19 protein-coding genes are annotated in these 19,340 nt (G+C 39.1%); 15 read left to right on the top strand and 4 right to left on the bottom strand.

The genetic code is table 11. From position 1 onward, the window contains the following. Positions 1–37 precede the first annotated feature (37 nt). Positions 38–292, bottom strand: coding sequence for a hypothetical protein (locus M3182_RS19595; RefSeq protein ID WP_349774449.1), 255 nt, complete (start codon positions 290–292; stop codon positions 38–40). Positions 293–394: 102 nt separating this feature from the next. On the opposite strand from M3182_RS19595, the gene M3182_RS19590 reads away from it, so the two are divergent. Continuing rightward, on the top strand, positions 395–1,111 hold the full coding sequence (locus M3182_RS19590) for a pseudouridine synthase (protein WP_251559714.1): 717 nt from the start codon (positions 395–397) through the stop codon (positions 1,109–1,111). 57 nt (positions 1,112–1,168) lie between these two features. On the opposite strand, the gene M3182_RS19585 is transcribed toward M3182_RS19590, so the two are convergent. Next, complete coding sequence (locus tag M3182_RS19585; protein ID WP_251431821.1) at positions 1,169–1,390, bottom strand: DeoR family transcriptional regulator; 222 nt, start codon at positions 1,388–1,390, stop codon at positions 1,169–1,171. 422 nt (positions 1,391–1,812) lie between these two features. Here M3182_RS19585 and pepV point away from each other — a divergent pair, with 422 nt between their 5' ends. The 6 genes from pepV to M3182_RS19555 all read left to right on the top strand — a co-directional run bounded on the left by pepV (position 1,813) and on the right by M3182_RS19555 (position 8,929). Then, the gene (gene pepV / locus M3182_RS19580) at positions 1,813–3,228 is read left to right on the top strand and encodes a dipeptidase PepV (protein WP_251559711.1); all 1,416 of its coding nucleotides are present in this window, start codon (positions 1,813–1,815) and stop codon (positions 3,226–3,228) included. Positions 3,229–3,245: 17 nt separating this feature from the next. Further along, positions 3,246–4,100: a D-amino-acid transaminase gene (gene dat, locus M3182_RS19575; protein WP_251559709.1), complete on the top strand. Its 855-nt coding sequence runs from the start codon at positions 3,246–3,248 to the stop codon at positions 4,098–4,100. A gap of 99 nt (positions 4,101–4,199) precedes the next feature. After that, entirely contained in the window at positions 4,200–4,769 is a 570-nt protein-coding gene (gene thpR / locus M3182_RS19570) for an RNA 2',3'-cyclic phosphodiesterase (protein WP_251559707.1), read from the top strand. An 84-nt stretch (positions 4,770–4,853) separates the two neighbouring features. Further along, the gene (locus tag M3182_RS19565; RefSeq protein ID WP_251559706.1) at positions 4,854–5,789 is read left to right on the top strand and encodes a diacylglycerol/lipid kinase family protein; all 936 of its coding nucleotides are present in this window, start codon (positions 4,854–4,856) and stop codon (positions 5,787–5,789) included. A gap of 21 nt (positions 5,790–5,810) precedes the next feature. Beyond that, positions 5,811–7,946: a type I pullulanase gene (gene pulA / locus M3182_RS19560; RefSeq protein WP_251559703.1), complete on the top strand. Its 2,136-nt coding sequence runs from the start codon at positions 5,811–5,813 to the stop codon at positions 7,944–7,946. A 206-nt stretch (positions 7,947–8,152) separates the two neighbouring features. Continuing rightward, positions 8,153–8,929 carry a phosphotransferase family protein gene (locus tag M3182_RS19555; protein ID WP_251431804.1) on the top strand — a complete coding sequence of 259 codons (777 nt, stop codon included), beginning with the start codon at positions 8,153–8,155 and terminating at the stop codon, positions 8,927–8,929. Here M3182_RS19555 and M3182_RS19550 read toward each other — a convergent pair. Continuing rightward, a complete protein-coding gene (locus M3182_RS19550) occupies positions 8,926–9,204 on the bottom strand; it encodes a YtzH-like family protein (RefSeq protein WP_251431801.1) in 279 nt (92 codons plus the stop codon). The two genes, M3182_RS19555 and M3182_RS19550, sit on opposite strands and share 4 nt — an antisense overlap. 364 nt (positions 9,205–9,568) lie before the next feature. Here M3182_RS19550 and trmB point away from each other — a divergent pair, with 364 nt between their 5' ends. Continuing rightward, a complete protein-coding gene (trmB, locus tag M3182_RS19545; protein WP_251431797.1) occupies positions 9,569–10,210 on the top strand; it encodes a tRNA (guanosine(46)-N7)-methyltransferase TrmB in 642 nt (213 codons plus the stop codon). Positions 10,211–10,532: 322 nt separating this feature from the next. Next, on the top strand, positions 10,533–11,390 hold the full coding sequence (locus M3182_RS19540; protein WP_251559701.1) for a YtnP family quorum-quenching lactonase: 858 nt from the start codon (positions 10,533–10,535) through the stop codon (positions 11,388–11,390). A gap of 67 nt (positions 11,391–11,457) precedes the next feature. On the opposite strand, the gene M3182_RS19535 is transcribed toward M3182_RS19540, so the two are convergent. Then, the gene (locus M3182_RS19535; protein WP_251431791.1) at positions 11,458–11,772 is read right to left on the bottom strand and encodes a PepSY domain-containing protein; all 315 of its coding nucleotides are present in this window, start codon (positions 11,770–11,772) and stop codon (positions 11,458–11,460) included. Between the two features lie 192 nt (positions 11,773–11,964). Between M3182_RS19535 and M3182_RS19530 the strand changes: the two genes are divergently transcribed. The 6 genes from M3182_RS19530 (at position 11,965) to M3182_RS19505 (ending at position 19,217) form a co-directional block, all read left to right on the top strand. Next, complete coding sequence (locus M3182_RS19530; RefSeq protein ID WP_251559699.1) at positions 11,965–13,038, top strand: M42 family metallopeptidase; 1,074 nt, start codon at positions 11,965–11,967, stop codon at positions 13,036–13,038. 54 nt (positions 13,039–13,092) lie between these two features. Next, complete coding sequence (locus M3182_RS19525) at positions 13,093–13,611, top strand: DUF84 family protein (RefSeq protein ID WP_251432022.1); 519 nt, start codon at positions 13,093–13,095, stop codon at positions 13,609–13,611. 317 nt (positions 13,612–13,928) lie between these two features. Beyond that, the gene (locus M3182_RS19520) at positions 13,929–14,438 is read left to right on the top strand and encodes a hypothetical protein (RefSeq protein ID WP_251431785.1); all 510 of its coding nucleotides are present in this window, start codon (positions 13,929–13,931) and stop codon (positions 14,436–14,438) included. A gap of 274 nt (positions 14,439–14,712) precedes the next feature. Beyond that, a complete protein-coding gene (locus tag M3182_RS19515; protein WP_251431782.1) occupies positions 14,713–15,027 on the top strand; it encodes a thioredoxin family protein in 315 nt (104 codons plus the stop codon). Between the two features lie 3 nt (positions 15,028–15,030). After that, positions 15,031–15,825, top strand: coding sequence for a DUF1444 domain-containing protein (locus tag M3182_RS19510; RefSeq protein WP_251431779.1), 795 nt, complete (start codon positions 15,031–15,033; stop codon positions 15,823–15,825). A 167-nt stretch (positions 15,826–15,992) separates the two neighbouring features. Beyond that, on the top strand, positions 15,993–19,217 hold the full coding sequence (locus tag M3182_RS19505; protein WP_251559698.1) for a DNA translocase FtsK: 3,225 nt from the start codon (positions 15,993–15,995) through the stop codon (positions 19,215–19,217). The last annotated feature ends 123 nt before the right edge of the window (positions 19,218–19,340 follow it).

Below are 19,340 nucleotides of genomic sequence, written 5' to 3'. Positions count from 1 at the left end.
AAATGGTCCCTGCTTATGCGGGGACCATTTCGTTGAATTAATAATAGTATCCATAAGTGTCGTATTCAGGACGGCCGGATCCCATTCCTAGGCGACGTTCAATCCGTTCCGTACGGCGCTCAAGTGATTCTAATCTGTTTTCCACTCTTCGCATTTGTCGCTCAAGTTGATCTAATCGACGATCAACGTTTCCGCCGCCACCTGGAAATCCACCACCAGGGAACCCACCACCAGGAAAACCAGGGAAAAATTGTCCTTGTCCTTGACCTTGTTGTCGATAATCCATCATCATTCTCATCTCCTTTATAAATTACACATCAAGCATGATAATAGTCTATGTGGTTAGAGTAAAAGCGAGTGGGCGGTTGCCTATTAGAAATTGGAGTGATACATAATGCGTATTGATAAAATGTTGTCAAACCTTGGGTTTGGCAGCCGAAAAGAAGTGAAAAAATTATTAAAAGATGGTGCTGTACAAGTTAATGAAGAATTAGTTAAGGATCCAAAATATCATGTGGATACGGATCAGGACGTTGTGACTGTACACGGGGAAGAGATCCAGTATCGTGAATTTATCTATTTAATGATGAATAAGCCCCCGGGCGTGATCTCTGCAACCGAAGATGACCGAGATCAAACAGTCATTGATTTACTAGAACTGGAAGATCGTATCTTTGAACCGTTCCCTGTTGGTCGGTTAGATAAGGACACCGAAGGACTGTTGCTCATTACAAATGATGGTCAGTTGGCGCATAAATTGCTTTCACCAAAGAAACATGTTCCTAAAACGTATTTTGCCGTCATTGATGGAGAAGTGACAGAAGAAGATATTCAGGCTTTTAAAAGAGGAGTCGTTTTAGACGATGGCTATGAAACGAAGCCTGGTGAACTTGTGATCCTTAAATCGGGGATTCGCTCAGATATTGAACTAACCATAACAGAGGGGAAGTTTCATCAAGTCAAACGAATGTTTCAAGCTGTGGGGAAGCGTGTGGTTTACTTACAACGTCTTACAATGGGGCCACTTGCACTTGACGAGACCCTCGAATTAGGAGAATATCGAGAGTTAACCGAAGAAGAGATTGACGCATTAATGGGTTATCAGGTGTAAAAAAACATGAACAAATAAAACGAGCTTCTTCAAGCTCGTTTTATTTGTTCTATATTGCTAAGATGTCATTTTGACCTTTTTTTGAGTTGTTGTCCATTTTCCACGGCTCGGGCTTTCTACTAAGTCGTTATAGGCGAGGACGTTTAAGTCCCTCTGAATCGTTCTCGGGGTAATGCCAAATTCTTCTACAAGGTCCTGGGTTGTTACAGTTCCATTCTCGTGAATGAACATGTAAATGGACTTTATTCGGTTTATCATCCGGTTAGTTGAAGGTTTCAAACAACCACTCCCTATCCTAAATTAAACCCTTGACATTTTCTACAACCGACAGTTCATTGAGATGAATCTCGACTTATGTAGTTTTCTTCTTTTCAGCCATCTCCTTTTCAAGACCTAAAGAATGACCAGGCCTCTTTTAAACTATTCTACCCTTTATTAAGCTAAATTTCTACTAAATTAACGAAATTTACAAAAAATTTATCATATCTTGGAAGTTAATGTTCGGAAAATCCCTCCTCCATCACTATTGTTATACTACCATATGGTCTTGGATAGGCAATTTATGAATAAAAAATTGAAAATTACGAAAAATACAAGCTTATTAGAAATAAGTTTGAAAATAAGTTGGGAAACTGTAAGATAAGGTAAAATATATAAGTAATAAAATAACGAAGGATTCTTGTTACAATGGAGGTTTTTTTATGGATACCATTCAATGGGAAAAAGAAGTTGAAAAGCGAAAAAGCGATTTAGTTAAGGATACACAAAATTTACTGAAAATAAAGAGTGTCCTTGATGAGGACAATGGGACTGAAGCTGCTCCATTGGGGGCAGGTGTAAAGGAAGCATTAGATTTTATGTTAAATCTCGGTGAAAAGGAAGGGTTTACCCCAAAGAATACGGGTAACTTAGCAGGACATCTTGAATTTGGCGAGGGAGATGAAATTGTTGGGATTCTTTGCCATGTTGATGTGGTTCCAGAAGGTGATGGCTGGTCTAGTGATCCGTTCGCAGCCGAAATACGAGATGGCAAAATCTTTGCGCGTGGTGCCATTGATGATAAAGGGCCAACAATGGCTGCTTTTTATGCGATGAAGATTGTAAAAGAATTAGGTTTGCCATTGAATCGTAGAGTTCGAATGATTATTGGGACGGATGAAGAAAGTGATTGGCGTTGTGTGGACCATTATTTCGAAAACGAGGAAATGCCGACGATGGGATTTGCACCTGATGCCGACTTTCCGATTATCTATGCCGAAAAAGGGATCGCTGATTTTGACTTCGTTCAGAAGAAACTGGAGACTGCTGGAGAGAACTATAAAGTAAAAGTGATTGAATTCTCATCTGGTAGAAGATATAACATGGTTCCTGATTTTGCTACAATCAGTTTAGAAGTGGAAGGGAACCATAACGTCGTTATCCAGCGCTATGAGGAATATAAAGCGCAGCATGAGCTCAATGGCAATTGCCATGTTGATAACGGTTTACTTGTACTAACACTTGAAGGAGTTTCAGCTCATGGGATGGAACCGGATAATGGGAAAAATGCCGGACTGCATATGGTGCATTTCTTGACAGAATTTCAATTAGATCAACAAGCCGAGAACTATTTTAAATTTGTACATAAGTATTTTGGAACAGAGTCGCGTGGACGAGAACTTGGAATTGCGTATCATGATGATATTACAGGGGATCTAACCATTAATGTTGGAAAGCTTAGTTATACTGCGGAAAAGGGCGGCCAATTAGGTTTGAACATGAGATATCCAGTAACAACCGACTTAGAAAAAGTAAAAAAAGTGTTATCTAAAGTTGGAGAAGAAAAAGGATTTACGATTGAAAACTTCACTGACTCAAAACCACATCATGTGGATGAAAATGATTTTCTTGTGCAAACCTTGAAAAAGGTTTACGAACAGCAAACGGGTGAAGCTGCTGAGCTCATTTCAATTGGAGGCGGTACATACGCAAGGTCATTGAAATCTGGGGTTGCTTTTGGTCCGCTCTTCCCAGGAAGACCTGATATTGCCCACCAAAAAGATGAATATATCATCATTGATGATATGGTCAAGGCTACGGCCATTTATGCTCAAGCAATATATGAACTAGCTAAATAAGAACAGGAGGAAACCAAATGCTATACGTTAATTTGAACGGGGAACTGTTGGATCGCAACAATGCTTCTATTGATATTGAAGATCGAGGCTATCAATTTGGGGACGGCGTTTATGAAGTCATTCGGGTGTATAACGGGAAGCTTTTTACAGGAAATGAGCATCTCAATCGACTATGGTCGAGTGCAGCTAGTATTGGAATTACCATTCCGTATACAAAACAAGAATTGCAACAACAGTTAATAGAGCTAGTAGAAAAAAACCGATTATTGACAGGGACAATCTATTTACAGTTTACTCGCGGAATCTCCCCACGAAAACATCCATTCCCTGGGGATGATGTGACACCTACTTTTGTGGCGTATACAAAGGAAGTGGGGAGGCCAACTGCTAAGCTGGAAAACGGTGTGAAGGCGATGGTCACTGAAGATATTCGCTGGTTACGCTGCGATATTAAAAGCTTGAATCTTCTCGGGAATTTATTAGCGAATCAAAAAGCAGCTGAGGCTGGTTGTGATGAGGCCGTATTACATCGAGATGGCATAGTGACGGAAGGAAGTCACTCGAATATCAGTATTGTGAAGGACGGAATCATTCAAACGCATCCTGCTAATAATTTTATTTTGAATGGCATTTCAAGACAAGTGATGTTGGAAATCTGTAACCGTGAGGGCATTCAAGTAGTCGAAGAACCGTTTTCATTAGAAGCGTTAGCTCAAGCGGATGAGATTTTTCTGACGGGTACGACAGTAGAAGTAATGCCGGTTGTTGAATTAGAAGCAAAAATGATTGCCGGTGGGAGGCCAGGGACAATCACTCAAAGATTACAAACTTTGTTTAAAGCTGAAATTGAGAAACAATGCGGGGCTGTATAAACAGCTTTTTAAAGGGGATTGCTATTTAAGCAGTCCCTTTATTTGAATAACCTGATACTAAACGGAGGCGAAATTACTCGTAGAGGAAGGAGTCCTAGGATGACACAGCAGCATTATTTTTACGCACTTGAAATTCCTTTGGAAGCAAAGGAAAAGTTACGTGATATAAAAGTTAATCTCCAAGAGAAATTTTCTTTTACGCGTTGGGTTCATCATCAAGATCTACATATTACGTTAGCGTTCTTAGGATTTGCTGAAGAAGATCAACTAGCTATTGCGAATAAAAAACTAGAACAAGCATGTCAATTTCCTTCTTTTGTGCTAGAAATTAATCACTTAGGTGTATTCGGGAAGACAGATGCACCAAGAATTTTTTGGGCAGGAACAGCTTCACAACCTGTCTTACATCAAGTCCGAGAAAAGGTGTATTCCACTTGTCTTGAATCAGGGTTTAAACTGGAAACGCGACCATTCAAGCCTCATATTACACTGGCTAGAAAGTGGAACGATGAACAGCCTTTTCACCCAACTTTATTAGAAAAAGAGAATATCTTCAAAAATGAAAAGATTGTTTTTCAGGCTCAGAATATTGTTTTGTACAAGACTCATTTAGGGAAAGAACCAAAATATGAGGCAGTCGCAAAGTTCCCCTTACAAGACAAGAGTTGAACCATGTCTACAAGTTTGGTTGATTCTTTTTAGAGTTATGACATACATTTTAAAGAACAAATGAAATATTAAAGGCGGATCTTGATGATAGAGAGATATTTTATTGTGAACCCAAAAGCAAAAAATGGTCAATGCTTGAGGGTATGGGGAGAGGTAGAAAAACATCTACAAAAGCTGGGGATAGCTTACAAGGTCTATTTTACAGAATATGCAGGTCAGGCTACTCAAATTGCTTCAACCATTATCTCGGCGACAAGCAACCAATCCATTTTCATTGTAGTTGTTGGGGGAGATGGGACGCTGCATGAAGTGGCTAACGGGGTAGCAGGTCATCTTAACGTATCGCTTGGATTTATCCCGGGTGGCTCTGGAAATGACTTCTCAAGAGGTTTTGAAATTCCAAGAAGCCCGATTGAGGCACTTGAGACGATATTAAAGAAGCACGAGCTTAGAGTCATTGACACTGGAAGGGTTAGGACTAAGGAGTCAGAAGCCTATTTTGTCAATAATATGGGAGTTGGATTTGACGCCGCCATTTGCAAAAGTGCGAATCAATCGAAATTAAAAGCGAAACTTAATTCTGTTTCTCTAGGTGGATTGGTTTATGTATTGATTTTATTAAAACTGTTATTTACTTATAAATGTACAAAAATGACGATTTTCATAGATGGACAGAAAAGAGAGTTTGCAAATGTATGGTTTGCCACAATCGCAAATCAGGTTTATTTTGGCGGGGGGATGAAAATTGCTCCTCATGCACTCCCAATGGATGGAGAGCTCGATGTCATCGTTGTCCACAATTTATCAAGATGGAAGTTATTATTGGTGTTTGCTTCGGTTTTTTGGGGAGGGCACACAAATTTCAAAGAGGTTCATTTTTATAAAGGGAAAAAGATCTCTATTCAAACGGAAAACCAAGTGGTTATCCATGCAGATGGGGAAGTAATTGGTACGACCCCAATCAATATTGAAGTAGTTGAGAATTCTCTTCATATTCTTGCAGGGAAATCTGAGGATTAGGCTAGGAGCTGAAAGAATAAAATGACCATTAATCGATTGTTTTTTGCATATTTGGATGAAAGTCAGCTGATCACAATCTTACTTCCATACTCTTATTATGATGGTCATTCATCATCTTTTCACTTAGCAGATGGAAACGGTAATACGCCCCTAGAGATACAAGAAAAGATTCACCTTGATGCATTCCTCAAATATGTTTGTTATAGTCCATTTCAGCCTAAAATTGGTCAATCCTATTCCATTATTGACCAATACGGTGGGAAAACAGATCTCCAGATAGGTGCGGTGATTCGAACATCGGAGTTTGATGAGTCCTTTTATTATGATGGCAGCGACTTAGGTGTCACGGTAATCGATAATAGAACGATGTTTAAAGTTTGGGCCCCAACTGCGTCACAAGTAAAGCTAGTGGTTTACGATAGACAGTATGAGAATCCAAAGTACTATCCGATGATGCGCGAGGAGAAAGGAGTATGGAGAATTGAGCTAGAAGAGAATTTAGACTCTTATCCCTACAGTTTTCTAGCGTGCATTAACCAAGAATGGCGGGAAGCGGTCGATCCTTATGCGAGAGCTGTCACGGTAAATGGGCAATATGGAGTGGTGGTCCATCTCGAACAAACCAAAATGTCTAAGCCGCAATTGCCAGAGTTTGTCCATCCTTGTGATGCGATAATTTATGAGACGCATATTCGTGATTTAAGTGCTCATCCTGCTAGTGGAGTAAACCGAAAAGGAACGTACTTGGGTGCAGCTGAAATTGGAACAACAAGCCCTTCAGGAAGGGTAACGGGATTATCTTATATAAAAGATTTAGGTGTTACACATATTGAATTTCTTCCTTTTCATGATTTTGAAGGAGTCGATGAACGATATCCCGATAAGGATTATAATTGGGGATACAATCCAGTGCATTTTAATGTGCCGGAAGGGAGTTATGCTTCCAATCCAGAAGATCCCTATCGAAGAATCATTGAATTAAAGGAGCTAATTGCGACTGTTCATGCACAAGGGCTTAGAGTGATCATGGATGCTGTGTACAATCATGTTTATGTTCGAGAAAATTCTCCTTTTGAAAAATTAGTGCCAGGTTACTATTTTCGGCATGGCCAAGATGGTCTACCTTCAAATGGCACAGGTGTTGGGAATGATTTTGCTTCAGAGAAGTTGATGGCTAGAAAATTTATCCTTGATTCCATTCGTTATTGGTTAACAGAATATCAAGTGGATGGTTTCCGATTTGATCTCATGGGCATTTTAGATATTCAAACCATGTTAGAAGTAAAAAGAGTCGCTCAGGAAATAGACCCTTCAGTTATTCTCATTGGTGAAGGTTGGGATTTAAATACACCAATCGAAGCTGGCAAGAAAGCAACCATTGGAAATCAAGCTATGCTTCCGTGTATTGGTCAATTTAATGATTGGTTTCGAGATTCAATAAAAGGAAGCACATTCAACCTATTTGACCGTGGGTATGCGCTCGGCAATGAACGGTATACAGAGGCGGCTAAGCAGGTTTTGGCTGGCAGTGTTGGGATCGACAATCGTAAAGTAGGTTTATTCTCAGAACCGAGACAGTCGGTGAATTATGTTGAATGTCATGATAACCATACTTTATGGGATAAGCTCGTGGCTTGTGAGGTGGATTTTCCGGAACGAAAACATCGTTTGGCCACATCACTTGTCCTCCTTGCCCAAGGGATTCCATTTATTCATAGTGGGCAGGAGTTTTTCCGGACAAAGAACGGCGTCGGAAATAGTTATAAATCACCGGATGAAATCAATTGGCTGGATTGGGAACGGCGGGACCAATTTATTGGTAATGTTGACTATATAAAAGGGCTGATTGCCATTCGAAAATCACATCGAGCTTTTCGATTACCTGATACTGTCTCCATTCGAAAACATGTTTCATATTTGTCTCTTCCTGCACCACTTTTAGGCTATTGTCTGCTAGAGGTGCAAGAATATGGAAAGTGGAAAGACATTTATGTATTAATCAACCCTACGGTCGAACAAGAAAATTTTCTATTACCAGAAGAAGGTGAGTGGAAAATTTTAGCTAACCACCTGTATACATCTGCAATTCCATTTGCAGAAATTCAAGGCAAAAGCGTTGATATAGAGCCATATTCACTTATGATTATCGTACGCTAACGGAATCAAGTTTTTTTTCTTATATGGATTTAATTTAGAATAACTGTATGGGGTACTTGACGTAGCAAGCAAATGGGGGCTAAAATTTACTAAGATAGCTATTGTACAATCTTATACCAATAGCTGTCTTTTTTAATTTATTATTACTTAACAAAATTTAAAATCTCGGCTTGAAGAGATTGTGACATAATTGAAGGTGAACAACTTTGGAAGATTTATTAGGACAAGATTGGGAGATTATTCCTGCAGGCGGTGCCACTGGGGCCGCTTATTTTGCCCAGCATGAGGAACAGCGCTTGTTTTTAAAACGGAATTCTTCTCCTTTTCTTGCGGTCTTATCTGCTGAAGGTATCGTCCCAAAGCTAGTATGGACAAAGCGGTTAGAAAATGGTGATGTTATTACAGCCCAACAATGGATGAATGGGAGAGCGCTCAAGTCCCATGATATGGGTGACAATAATGTCGCCAAATTATTAAAAAAAATTCATAGCTCTAAACCACTTCTCAACATGCTGACAAGACTTGGGAAAACTCCAATTCAGCCTGAGACCATCCTAAATCTTTTGAAAAAAGACTTAGACGGAGAGATTGCGGGTCTTCCGATTGTTGAGGCAGCACTAAATTTCTTAACAAATCAGGTTGAGAACATTGAGTATAATGAAACAGTTGTTTGTCATTGTGATGTCAATCATAACAACTGGTTGCTTACAGAAAACAACCAGTTGTACTTAATTGATTGGGATGGTGCCATAATTGGCGATCCTGCCATTGACTTAGGACTATTGCTTTACTCCTATATCCCTAAAGAAGGCTGGGAAGACTGGCTTGAACTTTATGGGGTCACTTTGACTGAGAACTTAGAACTACGTATGAAGTGGTACGTGATTGCCCAAGCGATTACCTTTATACAATGGCATAAGAATCAAAATCGGTTTGTTGAAATGGATAACTGGATTGATTTCTTAGATGCTGTTTCCATTTAAGAAAACTGCCCAATATCGTCAACCCAATTAGATAGATTCTCTTGATTCGTTGTGATATGCTGATCCAAGTCTGCCGAATACTTGCCATTCTGACTGTAATTGTAAACTTCCTGTAAAATAGGTTTTACGTTATTGTCAAGGTTTGTATTTGCCATTAATGATTTAACGAGTCTCTCCAATTGCTCGCATTCTGCAACAGAACCGCAACAATCTGTTTGCTGATTGGTTAGAATATCAGTCAGGAGATTCACTTGGTCTTGGTAACTCAGTGGCATCTTCATCACCCTTTCACTTTAGGTATGGAAAAAGGAATCCACATAAATAGTTTGTGGATTCCTTTTTTCTTTATACTTCCGTAAATAACGTTATTACGAAGAAGCTTTTATATGTTTAAGGTAATACTGTTTTCACGGTTAAGATTGCCCATTCACTCCGTTTTAGATTAAAGAACCTTGATGACATTGCTCACCGCTCGTCTTAGCGGAAGTAAATCTTGGAAATCAACCCTAGTTTGGCCATAAAGAACAACTAAGATGAGAAAAGGGTCTGATACTACGGGTTACAAAATATGATTAAGCTTGAAAAAGCCATTCCAGCATGATATGTTTTGAACGATATGAATTTTTCAGAGGTGTATGAATGAGATTAAGACATAAGCCTTGGGCGAAAGACAAGCTCTCGGAATATCCACAATATGTAATCCATGAGCCAGAGCAAAACCGTGAGAAGTGGCATGAAGTATTTGAGGTGGATCAACCACTTCATATCGAAATTGGGACTGGAAAAGGTCGTTTTATCACGGAAATGGCGAAAGCAAATCCTAATGTTAACTACATCGGTATTGAACTGCAACAAAGTGTTATTGTATCAGCACTTGACTTGATAATTGAAGCTGAGCTTCCAAATTGTAAGCTTATGAATGTTAATGCGGACGAACTAGAAAAATATTTTGCTCCTGGAGAAGTGAATCGCGTTTATTTGAATTTTTCTGATCCATGGCCAAAAACAAGACATGAAAAACGTCGGTTAACGTTTAAAAGTTTCTTATCAGTATATGAAAAAATTCTTGTACCAAAAGGTGAAATTCATTTTAAAACCGATAATCAAGGTTTATTTGAATATTCTTTAATGAGTTTTTCTCAGTACGGACTGCTTTTAAAATTCCTAAGTCTTGATTTACACAATAGTGATTTTGAAGGGAACATCATGACGGAATACGAGGAAAAATTTTCCTCTAAAGGGAACCGAATTTATCGTTGTGAAGTTCAATACCAAAATTAAGTTGTGGGACCTGCACAAATTGTGCAGGTTTTTTTTAGGCTCTTTTTTCAAACTTTGTTGCTTTTAGATATAAAGAGAAGAGGATTAGTTGTGTTTTCATTGGACGGAAACTTTAAATCAGGAGAAAAGGGCCAGTGGCTTAACCTACGCTAAAATAGCTTTTGGGACTTTTTTACAAAAATCTTTACGAAAATAGCTTTTTTTTCAAGTAGCAGGGATAAATTTAGGCTATCCGCTGAGTTTGCAGTTATTCAAACCATCCTTCTTTTAAGACTCTTGCAAAAGTGTTAGAATAAACTGAAAACTAAAAAGGGGGATGTGCATGGAGAAACTAGAATTGGCCGATATTACTTTGACATGGTTAAATGGAGGAGTTTCCCGTCTAGATGGTGGTGCCATGTTTGGGGTTGTACCAAAACCACTATGGTCGAGAAAGTATGAAGTAAATGAAAATAACCAAATTGAACTGAGAGCTGATCCCATTTTAATTCAGACAGGCGGTAAAAATTATTTAGTGGAATCAGGCCTGGGGAATGGAAAATTGACGGATAAACAAAAGAGGAATTTTGGTGTGACGGAAGAATCAAGTGTAACTGAATCGTTAAAAACTCTAGGCCTATTGCCAGAGGATATTGATTATGTATTAATGACACATATGCACTATGATCATGCAAATGGTTTAACTGTAGAAAAAGGTGGTCAGTTTATCTCCGTTTTTCCAAACGCTACCATTGTTACGTCCAAAATTGAATGGGATGAGATGAGAAATCCAAACATCCGGTCGAAAGCCACTTATTGGCGCCAAAATTGGGAGCCTATTCAGGAACAAGTGGAAACTTTTGAAGAAGAGTGGAATCAAGGTCCGTTACGAATGGTGCACACAGGAGGACATAGTAATGGGCATTCCATTTTAATTATTGAAGCAGAGGAAGAAACGGTAGTACATATGGCTGACCTTATGGGAACACATGCACACCAGAATGTTCTATGGGTTATGGCTTATGATGACTATCCGATGGATTCAATCGCTGCAAAACAAAAATGGATGCAATATGCCAAAGAAAAAAATGCTTGGTTTACGTTTTATCATGATGCTGTATATCGAGCCATTAAACTCGATGAACAGGGTGAAATTTGTTCAAGTATTAAGCGGGAAAAGCACACGCTATCAACAAAATAATCAGCTGGGTATAGTATGAAACATATATGAATAGTTACCAAAGAAAAAGGCCTGCTTCTAGCAGGTCTTATGTAATGGCGCTCGTTTCAAGAATGGTCCCTGTTTTGGCGTCAGCTATAAACTCATATTGTTCAGACTGGCCAGAAAGATTTCGCGTAATCCCACCTTTATAAACTTGATGTTCAATGGGAAAACGAAAGTAAGTTTCAGTTGTCATATTAATCCAAGAACCTGTAATCGGGCCTTCTTTTTTAAATGCGTTCTTAACTTTTTCAAGAATTTGCTCAGGAGCAACATTCTCTTTTCTGGCAGTGGCCTCTTTTACAAGATAAGCACCAGCAACTCCTGTACTAACTCCTAGAAAAAAATATTTCCAGTTCATTACGTACCCCCTTTATCATTTCTTACCATTGTTTTAATCATATCAAAATTTAAATAGCCTTCAAAGAAATATTGAGTTGAATGACAAGTACTTAGGAGAGAATAATATTGGCATCCTATTTTAACTTTATGTAAAATACAATATGTACATAAATTCTTTAGAGAGACTAACTATTTATGAGGAGCTGCAAATATGAATGAACAGACATTAGCTTTATTTAAAACCTTAACCGAGCTTCCTGGAGCACCCGGTTTTGAACATTCTTTGCGTAAATTTATGAGGGAACAACTAACACCTTATAGTGATGAAATTGTGCAAGACAATTTAGGAAGTATCTTTGGCATAAAAAAAGGCGATGAAAAAGGTCCTACAATCATGGTTGCTGGCCATATGGACGAAGTGGGGTTTATGGTTACATCTATTACTAAAAATGGAATGATCCGTTTCCAAACACTTGGTGGTTGGTGGAGCCAGGTTTTACTTGCACAGCGTGTCCAAATTATTACGGATCAAGGTCCAGTTACTGGAGTTATAGGTTCAATCCCACCTCACTTGTTGGATGATGCGAAACGCAATAAGCCAATGGACATTAAAGATATGCTAATTGACATTGGTGCTGATGATAAAGAAGATGCCCTTCGAATTGGGATTAAGCCTGGACAGCAAATCGTCCCTATTTGCCCGTTTACACCAATGGCGAATGAGAAAAAGATTCTTGCGAAGGCATGGGATAATCGTTATGGATGCGGTCTATCTATTGAATTACTTAAAGAATTAAAAGATGAAAAGTTACCAAATATCCTCTATTCAGGTGCGACGGTACAGGAAGAGGTTGGTTTGAGAGGGGCTCAAACAGCCTCAAACTTAATCGACCCTGATCTCTTCTTTGCCCTAGATGCAAGCCCAGCCAATGATATGACAGGTGATAAAAATGAGTTTGGGCAATTAGGACAAGGAGCTCTTTTAAGAATACTTGACCGTTCTATGGTAACGCATCGAGGAATGAGGGAATTTATCCTAGATACTGCGGAGAGTCACAAAATCCCATATCAATATTTTGTTTCCCAAGGTGGGACAGATGCAGGCCGAGTTCATATCTCTAACCAGGGTGTGCCAAGTGCCGTCATAGGGATTTGCTCTCGTTATATTCATACACATGCTTCCATTGTACACGTTGACGATTATGCTGCTGCGAAAGAACTATTAGTCAAACTTGTAAAAGCGTGTGATAAAACGACTGTGGAAACCATTAAACAAAATAGTTAAGAGGTGAGAGGCAGGCTATCTGCCTCTTTTTGCTGAATTTTGGGAGGTAGTATGATGATTGTAAGTATCGGATCAAAAAATCCGGCGAAAATCGCTGCGGTTCAATCGGTCTTCCAGGACCAACTATATGAAATCAAAGCTGTTGAAACAGAATCAGGTGTCAGAGCACAACCGCTTACAGACGAGGAGACGATAAAAGGAGCGATCAATCGGGCAATTTCTGCTGCTCATGCAACAAAAGCAGATATAGGGATTGGGCTGGAAGGAGGCGTTCAGCAAACTGAGTATGGCTTGGTTTTATGTAATTGGGGAGCACTTAAAGGAAAAGACATGGATCCAATCATTGCTGGTGGAGCTCGAATCCCTTTGCCAAATGAAATTGCTGAACGCCTAATGGCTGGAGAAGAATTAGGCCCAGTCATGGATGAATACGCAAAAAAACAAAATGTCCGTAAAAAAGAAGGCGCTATAGGGATTTTTACAAATGGACGTTTGAATCGTGATGAAATGTTCACTCATGTGGTGAAACTATTAGTAGGCCAATTTGAATATAAACTCAATCATGGTAAATAAAATTTGCGCTTTATTAAATATTCGACAATATTCATCATATTTCTGCAAAAAGGGGTTGTCACTAATTCTAAAGTAGCGGTATGATATAAAGGCCTCCATCAGTGGAGAAGCCATTGATGGTAAAGCGTATAATTAAAAGCAGAGCCTGACGGACTTTTCTATAAAGCCCATCCCTCTAAGAAACATATTTATTCTCAGACCTTTACAGGAAGTTGTCCTCACCCACACCTTCTTTGTCTCAGAAATTTAAGGGAGAGGCTGACTTCGTTATGTGTGGGATCAAGGATTTGCTGTCCTGAATAAAGGAGGTTCACGAAATGCGGTTAGTTGCCTTAAAAGCATTACTTATTTTTGGTTCGATATTCTTTTTAGGTGCTTGTTCTGCCTCCTTTGAGGAAGTGGTGGTTGAAACAACTGAGGCTGTAGAGACAGAACTTGTTCAAGAAACTAAAGAAGTAAATGAAAGCAATAAAGATATAGAGTACCGTTTGCCTTTTGGGGTTGAAAAGCAAGAGGAAACCGAAAATAACATTATCTTAAAAAATGGATCTCGTACGTATATCTTATTTTATAATCAGTATGAAGATCGCAATAGTAAAGTTGTTTATGAATCGACTCTCGAACAGAATGAAGAATGGGATGTAAAGGAAGTATTTGAAAAAGACGGGGAATTTGGGTATCTGTTAGTCAAAATCCTAGATGAAGATAAAGAGGTTTATCAGATTGTTGCTGGTGTTGGTGGCGTTAAGTTAACAACAGAGTCCAATAGCCTAAAGTCTGATGCGGTTACTATGATGGAAATTGCAAATTCTGTTCAGGTAAAATAGAGAACGTCATCTTAGTGATGGCGTTTTTTTTTGCCTGTCGCCCCTGAACGAGCCACTTCCGCTTTTCTTATTGTCCAGCTGCAGTGGCTAGGGGCTCGGGACATAAGCCAATCCGTCAAGAAGGTTAAAAAGCAACCTTCTAGCCGGCTCGTCTTATGCCTGTCGCCCCTATACGAGCCACTTCCGCTTTTCTATCAGTCAGCTTATTTTCTTTTTTTGTTGTGGGAGTTTAAAATAGAGACAAATTGCTATTTGTTGATTGGAGGACGAGACGGTGAAAAAGTTAGAATCCGTAGAACAATTTGATTCAATGAAAAATAACGGTAAACATATATTTATGTTCTCTGCAGATTGGTGTCCTGATTGTAGGTTTATTGACCCAATTTTGCCTGAGGTTGAGGCAAAATTTGCAGACTATGAATTTATTTATGTTGATCGTGATGAATTTATTGATTTATGTGCAAGTATGGATGTATTCGGAATTCCTAGTTTCCTTGCTTTTGAAGATGGGAAAGAACTTGGTCGCTTTGTAAGCAAAGATCGAAAAACAAAAGAACAAATAGAGGAATTTATTGGAGGCCTGGCCTAGAAAATGGATAGTAAGAAAATGAAAAAGTTGCTTGAGGAAAAACTCAAGCATCCAGACCGTAAAATTACCTTCGACCGTGAGAAAGACACGCTCCGAATTGAGCAAAAGGAAACTGGTCGTGGAATCACGATTACTTTGCCTGGAATCATTGCTAAATGGAACGAACAAAAGGAAAAGGCCATTGATGAAACGGTGTACTATGTCGTTGAAGGTCTTAATGCGATGGAGGATCAAGCGCAATTATCTGGCCATGAAAAAAATATTTTTCCTGTTATTCGTTCAACCTCTTTTCCAGCGGAGGCTGAGGAGGGTGTTCCATTCTTTTATGATGACCATACTGCAGAAACTCGAATTTATTATGCATTGGATATGGGGAAAACTTACCGGCTTATTGATAAAAATTTAATAAAAAAAGAAGGCTGGGAAGAAAGTCAAATCAGAGAGACGGCCTTATTCAATCTGCGTTCTTTGTCCACAGAATTTAAAAAGGATGCAGTGGCTGGAAATTACTTTTATTTTCTAAATTCTAATGATGGTTATGATGCGAGTCGTATTTTAAATGACCGATTATTGACTGAGATGAAGGAGAAAATTGAAGGTGATTTTGCAATAGCTGTGCCACATCAGGATGTTTTGATTGTTGCAGATATCCGAAATAACACAGGGTATGACGTACTTGCACAAATGACGATGAGCTTTTTTGCAAGTGGCAGAGTACCAATTACAGCTTTATCTTTCCTCTATGAAGATGGGGAACTTGAACCAATTTTCATATTGGGTAAAAATAAACAAACATAATATTCTATATTAAGAATAAACGAAAAAGCCCTGTACAGAGGGCTTTTTCGTTTGTTCGCGTTATTTTTAAAACTGAATAATACGACCTATTCTAGTAAGTTTCACTCGAAAATTAATCAATAACTGTTAAAATAGGAATGATATATGGATTAAGAAAGAGTGATAATGTGAGTTGGATTAAAAGGCTTTTGCAAATGTTTAGTGGAGAAGAAGAGAATGAACCAAACCAACAAGACGACCACCAGTCAAATACCAACAGGAGCAAACAGCGCCCGTTAGTGGAGTCAGACACAAAAGAATATAAAAAAGAAGTAGAAACACGGGTTTTATACAAATACCCAAAAGGTCAGTTTAAATTTCCACTCATCCCTGATCCTGTAAATGAAAAGAGGAATGAACCGCGAAGAAAAAGGGAAGAAGCTCCGATTATGGAGGAGCAAAAATTCCAAGCAGAAGAACAAAAAAGAAGACCAATAGAAAAACCAATAGAAAAACCCATTCAAAAATCTAAGCCGAAACCCACAATGTCGAGTGCAAAGGTTTCTAGTATTCCTCATAAGGGAAGTCGTCAGCCGTTTCGGCCGACGGAAACGCCATCGCCCATCTTTGCGTTTAATAATCGACCAAAACCAACAGGTGAGGTTGAGTATGAATTGAAAGGTTTTAATAAGGGTGATTCCGATGGAGAAAAAACCAAGGAAAACGATGTAATTGGAATTAAGGGAAGTGAATTGGACTTTCTAAATCGCATCAATAAACAAAAAACGAATGAAAATGTTTCCCGAGAGAACAACAAAAGAGAACCATTCCTTTCCAAAGCCCAAGAAGAAGAAGTCCAAGGGGATTATGTTCTAGAAGAACAAATTCAGGAAGCACAAGAAGAACAAATTCAGGAAGAGCATGTTCAAGAAGTGCAAGCACAAGAAGAACAAGTTCAGGAAGAGCATGTTCAAGAAGTGCAAGCACAAGAAGAACAAGTTCAGGAAGAGCAAGTTCAAGAAGTGCAAGCACAAGAAGAACAAGTTCAGGAAGAGCAAGTTCAAGAAGTGCAAGCACAAGAAGAACAAGTTCAGGAAGAGCATGTTCAAGAAGTGCAAGCACAAGAAGAACAAGTTCAGGAAGAGCAAGTTCAAGAAGAGCAAGCTCAAGAAGAACATATTCAGGAAGAGCAAGTTCAAGAAGAGCAAGCACAAGAAGAGCAAGCACAAGAAGAACAAGTTCAGGAAGAGCAAGCTCAAGAAGTGCAAGCACAAGAAGAACAAGTTCAGGAAGAACATACTCAAGAAACCTTTGTTTCCGCAATAAAGGGGCAAAACTTTGGCAACACAGAGCAATTGAAATCTGAAGCCGAAGAGATAATGGAGCATGTGGAGCCTAATAGGAGAGAATCCGAAACTCCCGATGTGGTGGAGAGTGACATTGTCAGTTTTGAGACAGAGTCGAGCACAGCGCTAGATTTAGACTCTGACACAAGTACACAATCGATTACGGAAAAACACGATGAGGTTATAGAAACATCTATACCTTCGGAAAATGAAGAACAAGCGATCGATGAGAATGAAGCGCTAAAAGAGGCAATGGAGACTGTGCCTGTTGCTGCTACAATGGAAAAAGCTGAAAAGCCGAAACGAAAGCAACTTCCATTTAATGTGTTGATGTTAAAACAAGATAAGCGGAAAATGGAGGAGCGGAGGAAAATAGGAGCCGCGACTACAACTAGACTGAACACAGCGGACTCTATTCAAACCAAATACTCAAATAAAGCAAATGAAGAAAATCAGATAGAAATGGAACCTAGTCGACAAATAGATTCAAAAGATCATTCACTCGAAGAGACTAGTAATGTCATTTCAATTATTGAAAAAGAGAGTACAACTGAATCTCAAGAACAAAATATACTGCTTGATGCAAAGCATGGTATGGATTTGAAGGACACAAAACCAGAGGTAAATTCGAAGGGTGTACCTGGAGAGGCTACTGCATATCAATTTCCACCACTTGAACTGTTACAGCCGCCGGTTCGATATGAAACAAATGACGAATGGTTAGAAAAACAACAGCAAATTTTGAATGAAACCTTAATAAACTTTAATGTTGGCGCAAAAGTGGTAAATGTTACCCAAGGTCCGGCTGTTACTCGTTTTGAGGTGCAACCTGAACCTGGAGTAAAGGTAAACAAAATTACGAATCTATCCGATGATATTAAATTAAGCCTAGCGGCAAAAGACATCAGGATGGAGGCTCCGATTCCAGGAAAACATACCATTGGGATTGAGGTACCAAATGCAGTAAGCCGGCCTGTGCTAATCAGTGAGATTCTTTCAATTGAAGGATTTAATGAAAATAAATCCCCCCTCTCAGTGGCGTTAGGTCTTGATATTGCTGGAACCCCTGTAGTAACAGACTTAAAGAAAATGCCACACGGTTTGATTGCAGGAGCTACTGGTTCAGGAAAGAGTGTCTGCATTAATACGATGCTCGTAAGTCTCTTATACAAAGCACATCCTGATGATGTAAAATTATTGCTTATAGATCCTAAGATGGTTGAACTTGCTCCATATAATCACATTCCACATCTAGTGAGTCCCGTTATTACAGATGTAAAAGCGGCAACCGCATCATTGAAATGGGCAGTGGAGGAAATGGAAAGACGCTATGAATTATTCGCACATACAGGGGTAAGGGATATTGGCCGATTTAATGAATTGGCAATTGGGCATGGTCGCTATGCGGAAAAATTACCCTATATTGTGATTGTGATTGATGAGCTTGCTGATTTAATGATGATGTCTCCAGCCGATGTTGAAGAGGCCATCAGCAGGATTGCCCAAAAGGCGCGTGCTTGTGGAATACATCTAATTATTGCTACTCAACGACCTTCCGTTGATGTAATCACAGGGTTGATTAAGGCGAATGTTCCAACGCGAATTGCATTTTCTGTGTCCTCACAAGTCGATTCACGAACGATTATCGATATAAGTGGGGCAGAGAAACTGTTAGGCAGGGGCGATATGCTCTTTTTAGAAAGCGGCTCTTCCAAGCCTTTCCGATTGCAAGGCACCTTTGTTTCGGATGAAGAAATTGATGAAATTGTCGCTTTTGTTCGTAAGCAACGGGAACCTGACTATTTATTTGAACAGGATGAGTTAATCAAAAAATCACAAATTACCGAAGAAGAGGATGAGCTATTTTATGACGCTTGTTTATATGTCATTGAGCAGGGAGGAGCCTCTACGTCAAGTATCCAGCGCCGATTTAAAATAGGTTATAACCGTGCTGCAAGATTGATTGATATGATGGAACAGAACGGTTTTATTTCTGAAGGGCGGGGAAGTAAACCAAGGGATGTGCTTATTTCCCTAGACGATTTAGAAGCCTTCCATGATAGCTAATAAGTGTGTGATTGTCGGAGTGAATTGGAAGAATGGTTTTACCTGAAAATATGAATATTAGTAATGCCATAGTTTTTACAAAGAAAAAATGATATAATGTTTCAATATTCAAGGTTGCACAGA

This window comes from Mesobacillus maritimus (assembly GCF_023715205.1).
In the GTDB taxonomy this organism is placed as follows: Bacteria; Bacillota; Bacilli; order Bacillales; family Cytobacillaceae; genus Mesobacillus_B; species Mesobacillus_B maritimus_C.
This window is presented reverse-complemented; position numbering and strand designations above follow the sequence as displayed.

Coding starts and splice junctions, on each gene's coding strand:
- M3182_RS19595 (WP_349774449.1), bottom strand. CDS start 292: ATGATGATGGATTATCGACAACAAGGTCAAGGACAAGGACAATTTTTC.
- M3182_RS19590 (WP_251559714.1), top strand. CDS start 395: ATGCGTATTGATAAAATGTTGTCAAACCTTGGGTTTGGCAGCCGAAAA.
- pepV (WP_251559711.1), top strand. CDS start 1,813: ATGGATACCATTCAATGGGAAAAAGAAGTTGAAAAGCGAAAAAGCGAT.
- dat (WP_251559709.1), top strand. CDS start 3,246: ATGCTATACGTTAATTTGAACGGGGAACTGTTGGATCGCAACAATGCT.
- thpR (WP_251559707.1), top strand. CDS start 4,200: ATGACACAGCAGCATTATTTTTACGCACTTGAAATTCCTTTGGAAGCA.
- M3182_RS19565 (WP_251559706.1), top strand. CDS start 4,854: ATGATAGAGAGATATTTTATTGTGAACCCAAAAGCAAAAAATGGTCAA.
- pulA (WP_251559703.1), top strand. CDS start 5,811: ATGACCATTAATCGATTGTTTTTTGCATATTTGGATGAAAGTCAGCTG.
- M3182_RS19550 (WP_251431801.1), bottom strand. CDS start 9,204: ATGCCACTGAGTTACCAAGACCAAGTGAATCTCCTGACTGATATTCTA.
- trmB (WP_251431797.1), top strand. CDS start 9,569: ATGAGATTAAGACATAAGCCTTGGGCGAAAGACAAGCTCTCGGAATAT.
- M3182_RS19540 (WP_251559701.1), top strand. CDS start 10,533: ATGGAGAAACTAGAATTGGCCGATATTACTTTGACATGGTTAAATGGA.
- M3182_RS19535 (WP_251431791.1), bottom strand. CDS start 11,772: ATGAACTGGAAATATTTTTTTCTAGGAGTTAGTACAGGAGTTGCTGGT.
- M3182_RS19530 (WP_251559699.1), top strand. CDS start 11,965: ATGAATGAACAGACATTAGCTTTATTTAAAACCTTAACCGAGCTTCCT.
- M3182_RS19525 (WP_251432022.1), top strand. CDS start 13,093: ATGATTGTAAGTATCGGATCAAAAAATCCGGCGAAAATCGCTGCGGTT.
- M3182_RS19520 (WP_251431785.1), top strand. CDS start 13,929: ATGCGGTTAGTTGCCTTAAAAGCATTACTTATTTTTGGTTCGATATTC.
- M3182_RS19510 (WP_251431779.1), top strand. CDS start 15,031: ATGGATAGTAAGAAAATGAAAAAGTTGCTTGAGGAAAAACTCAAGCAT.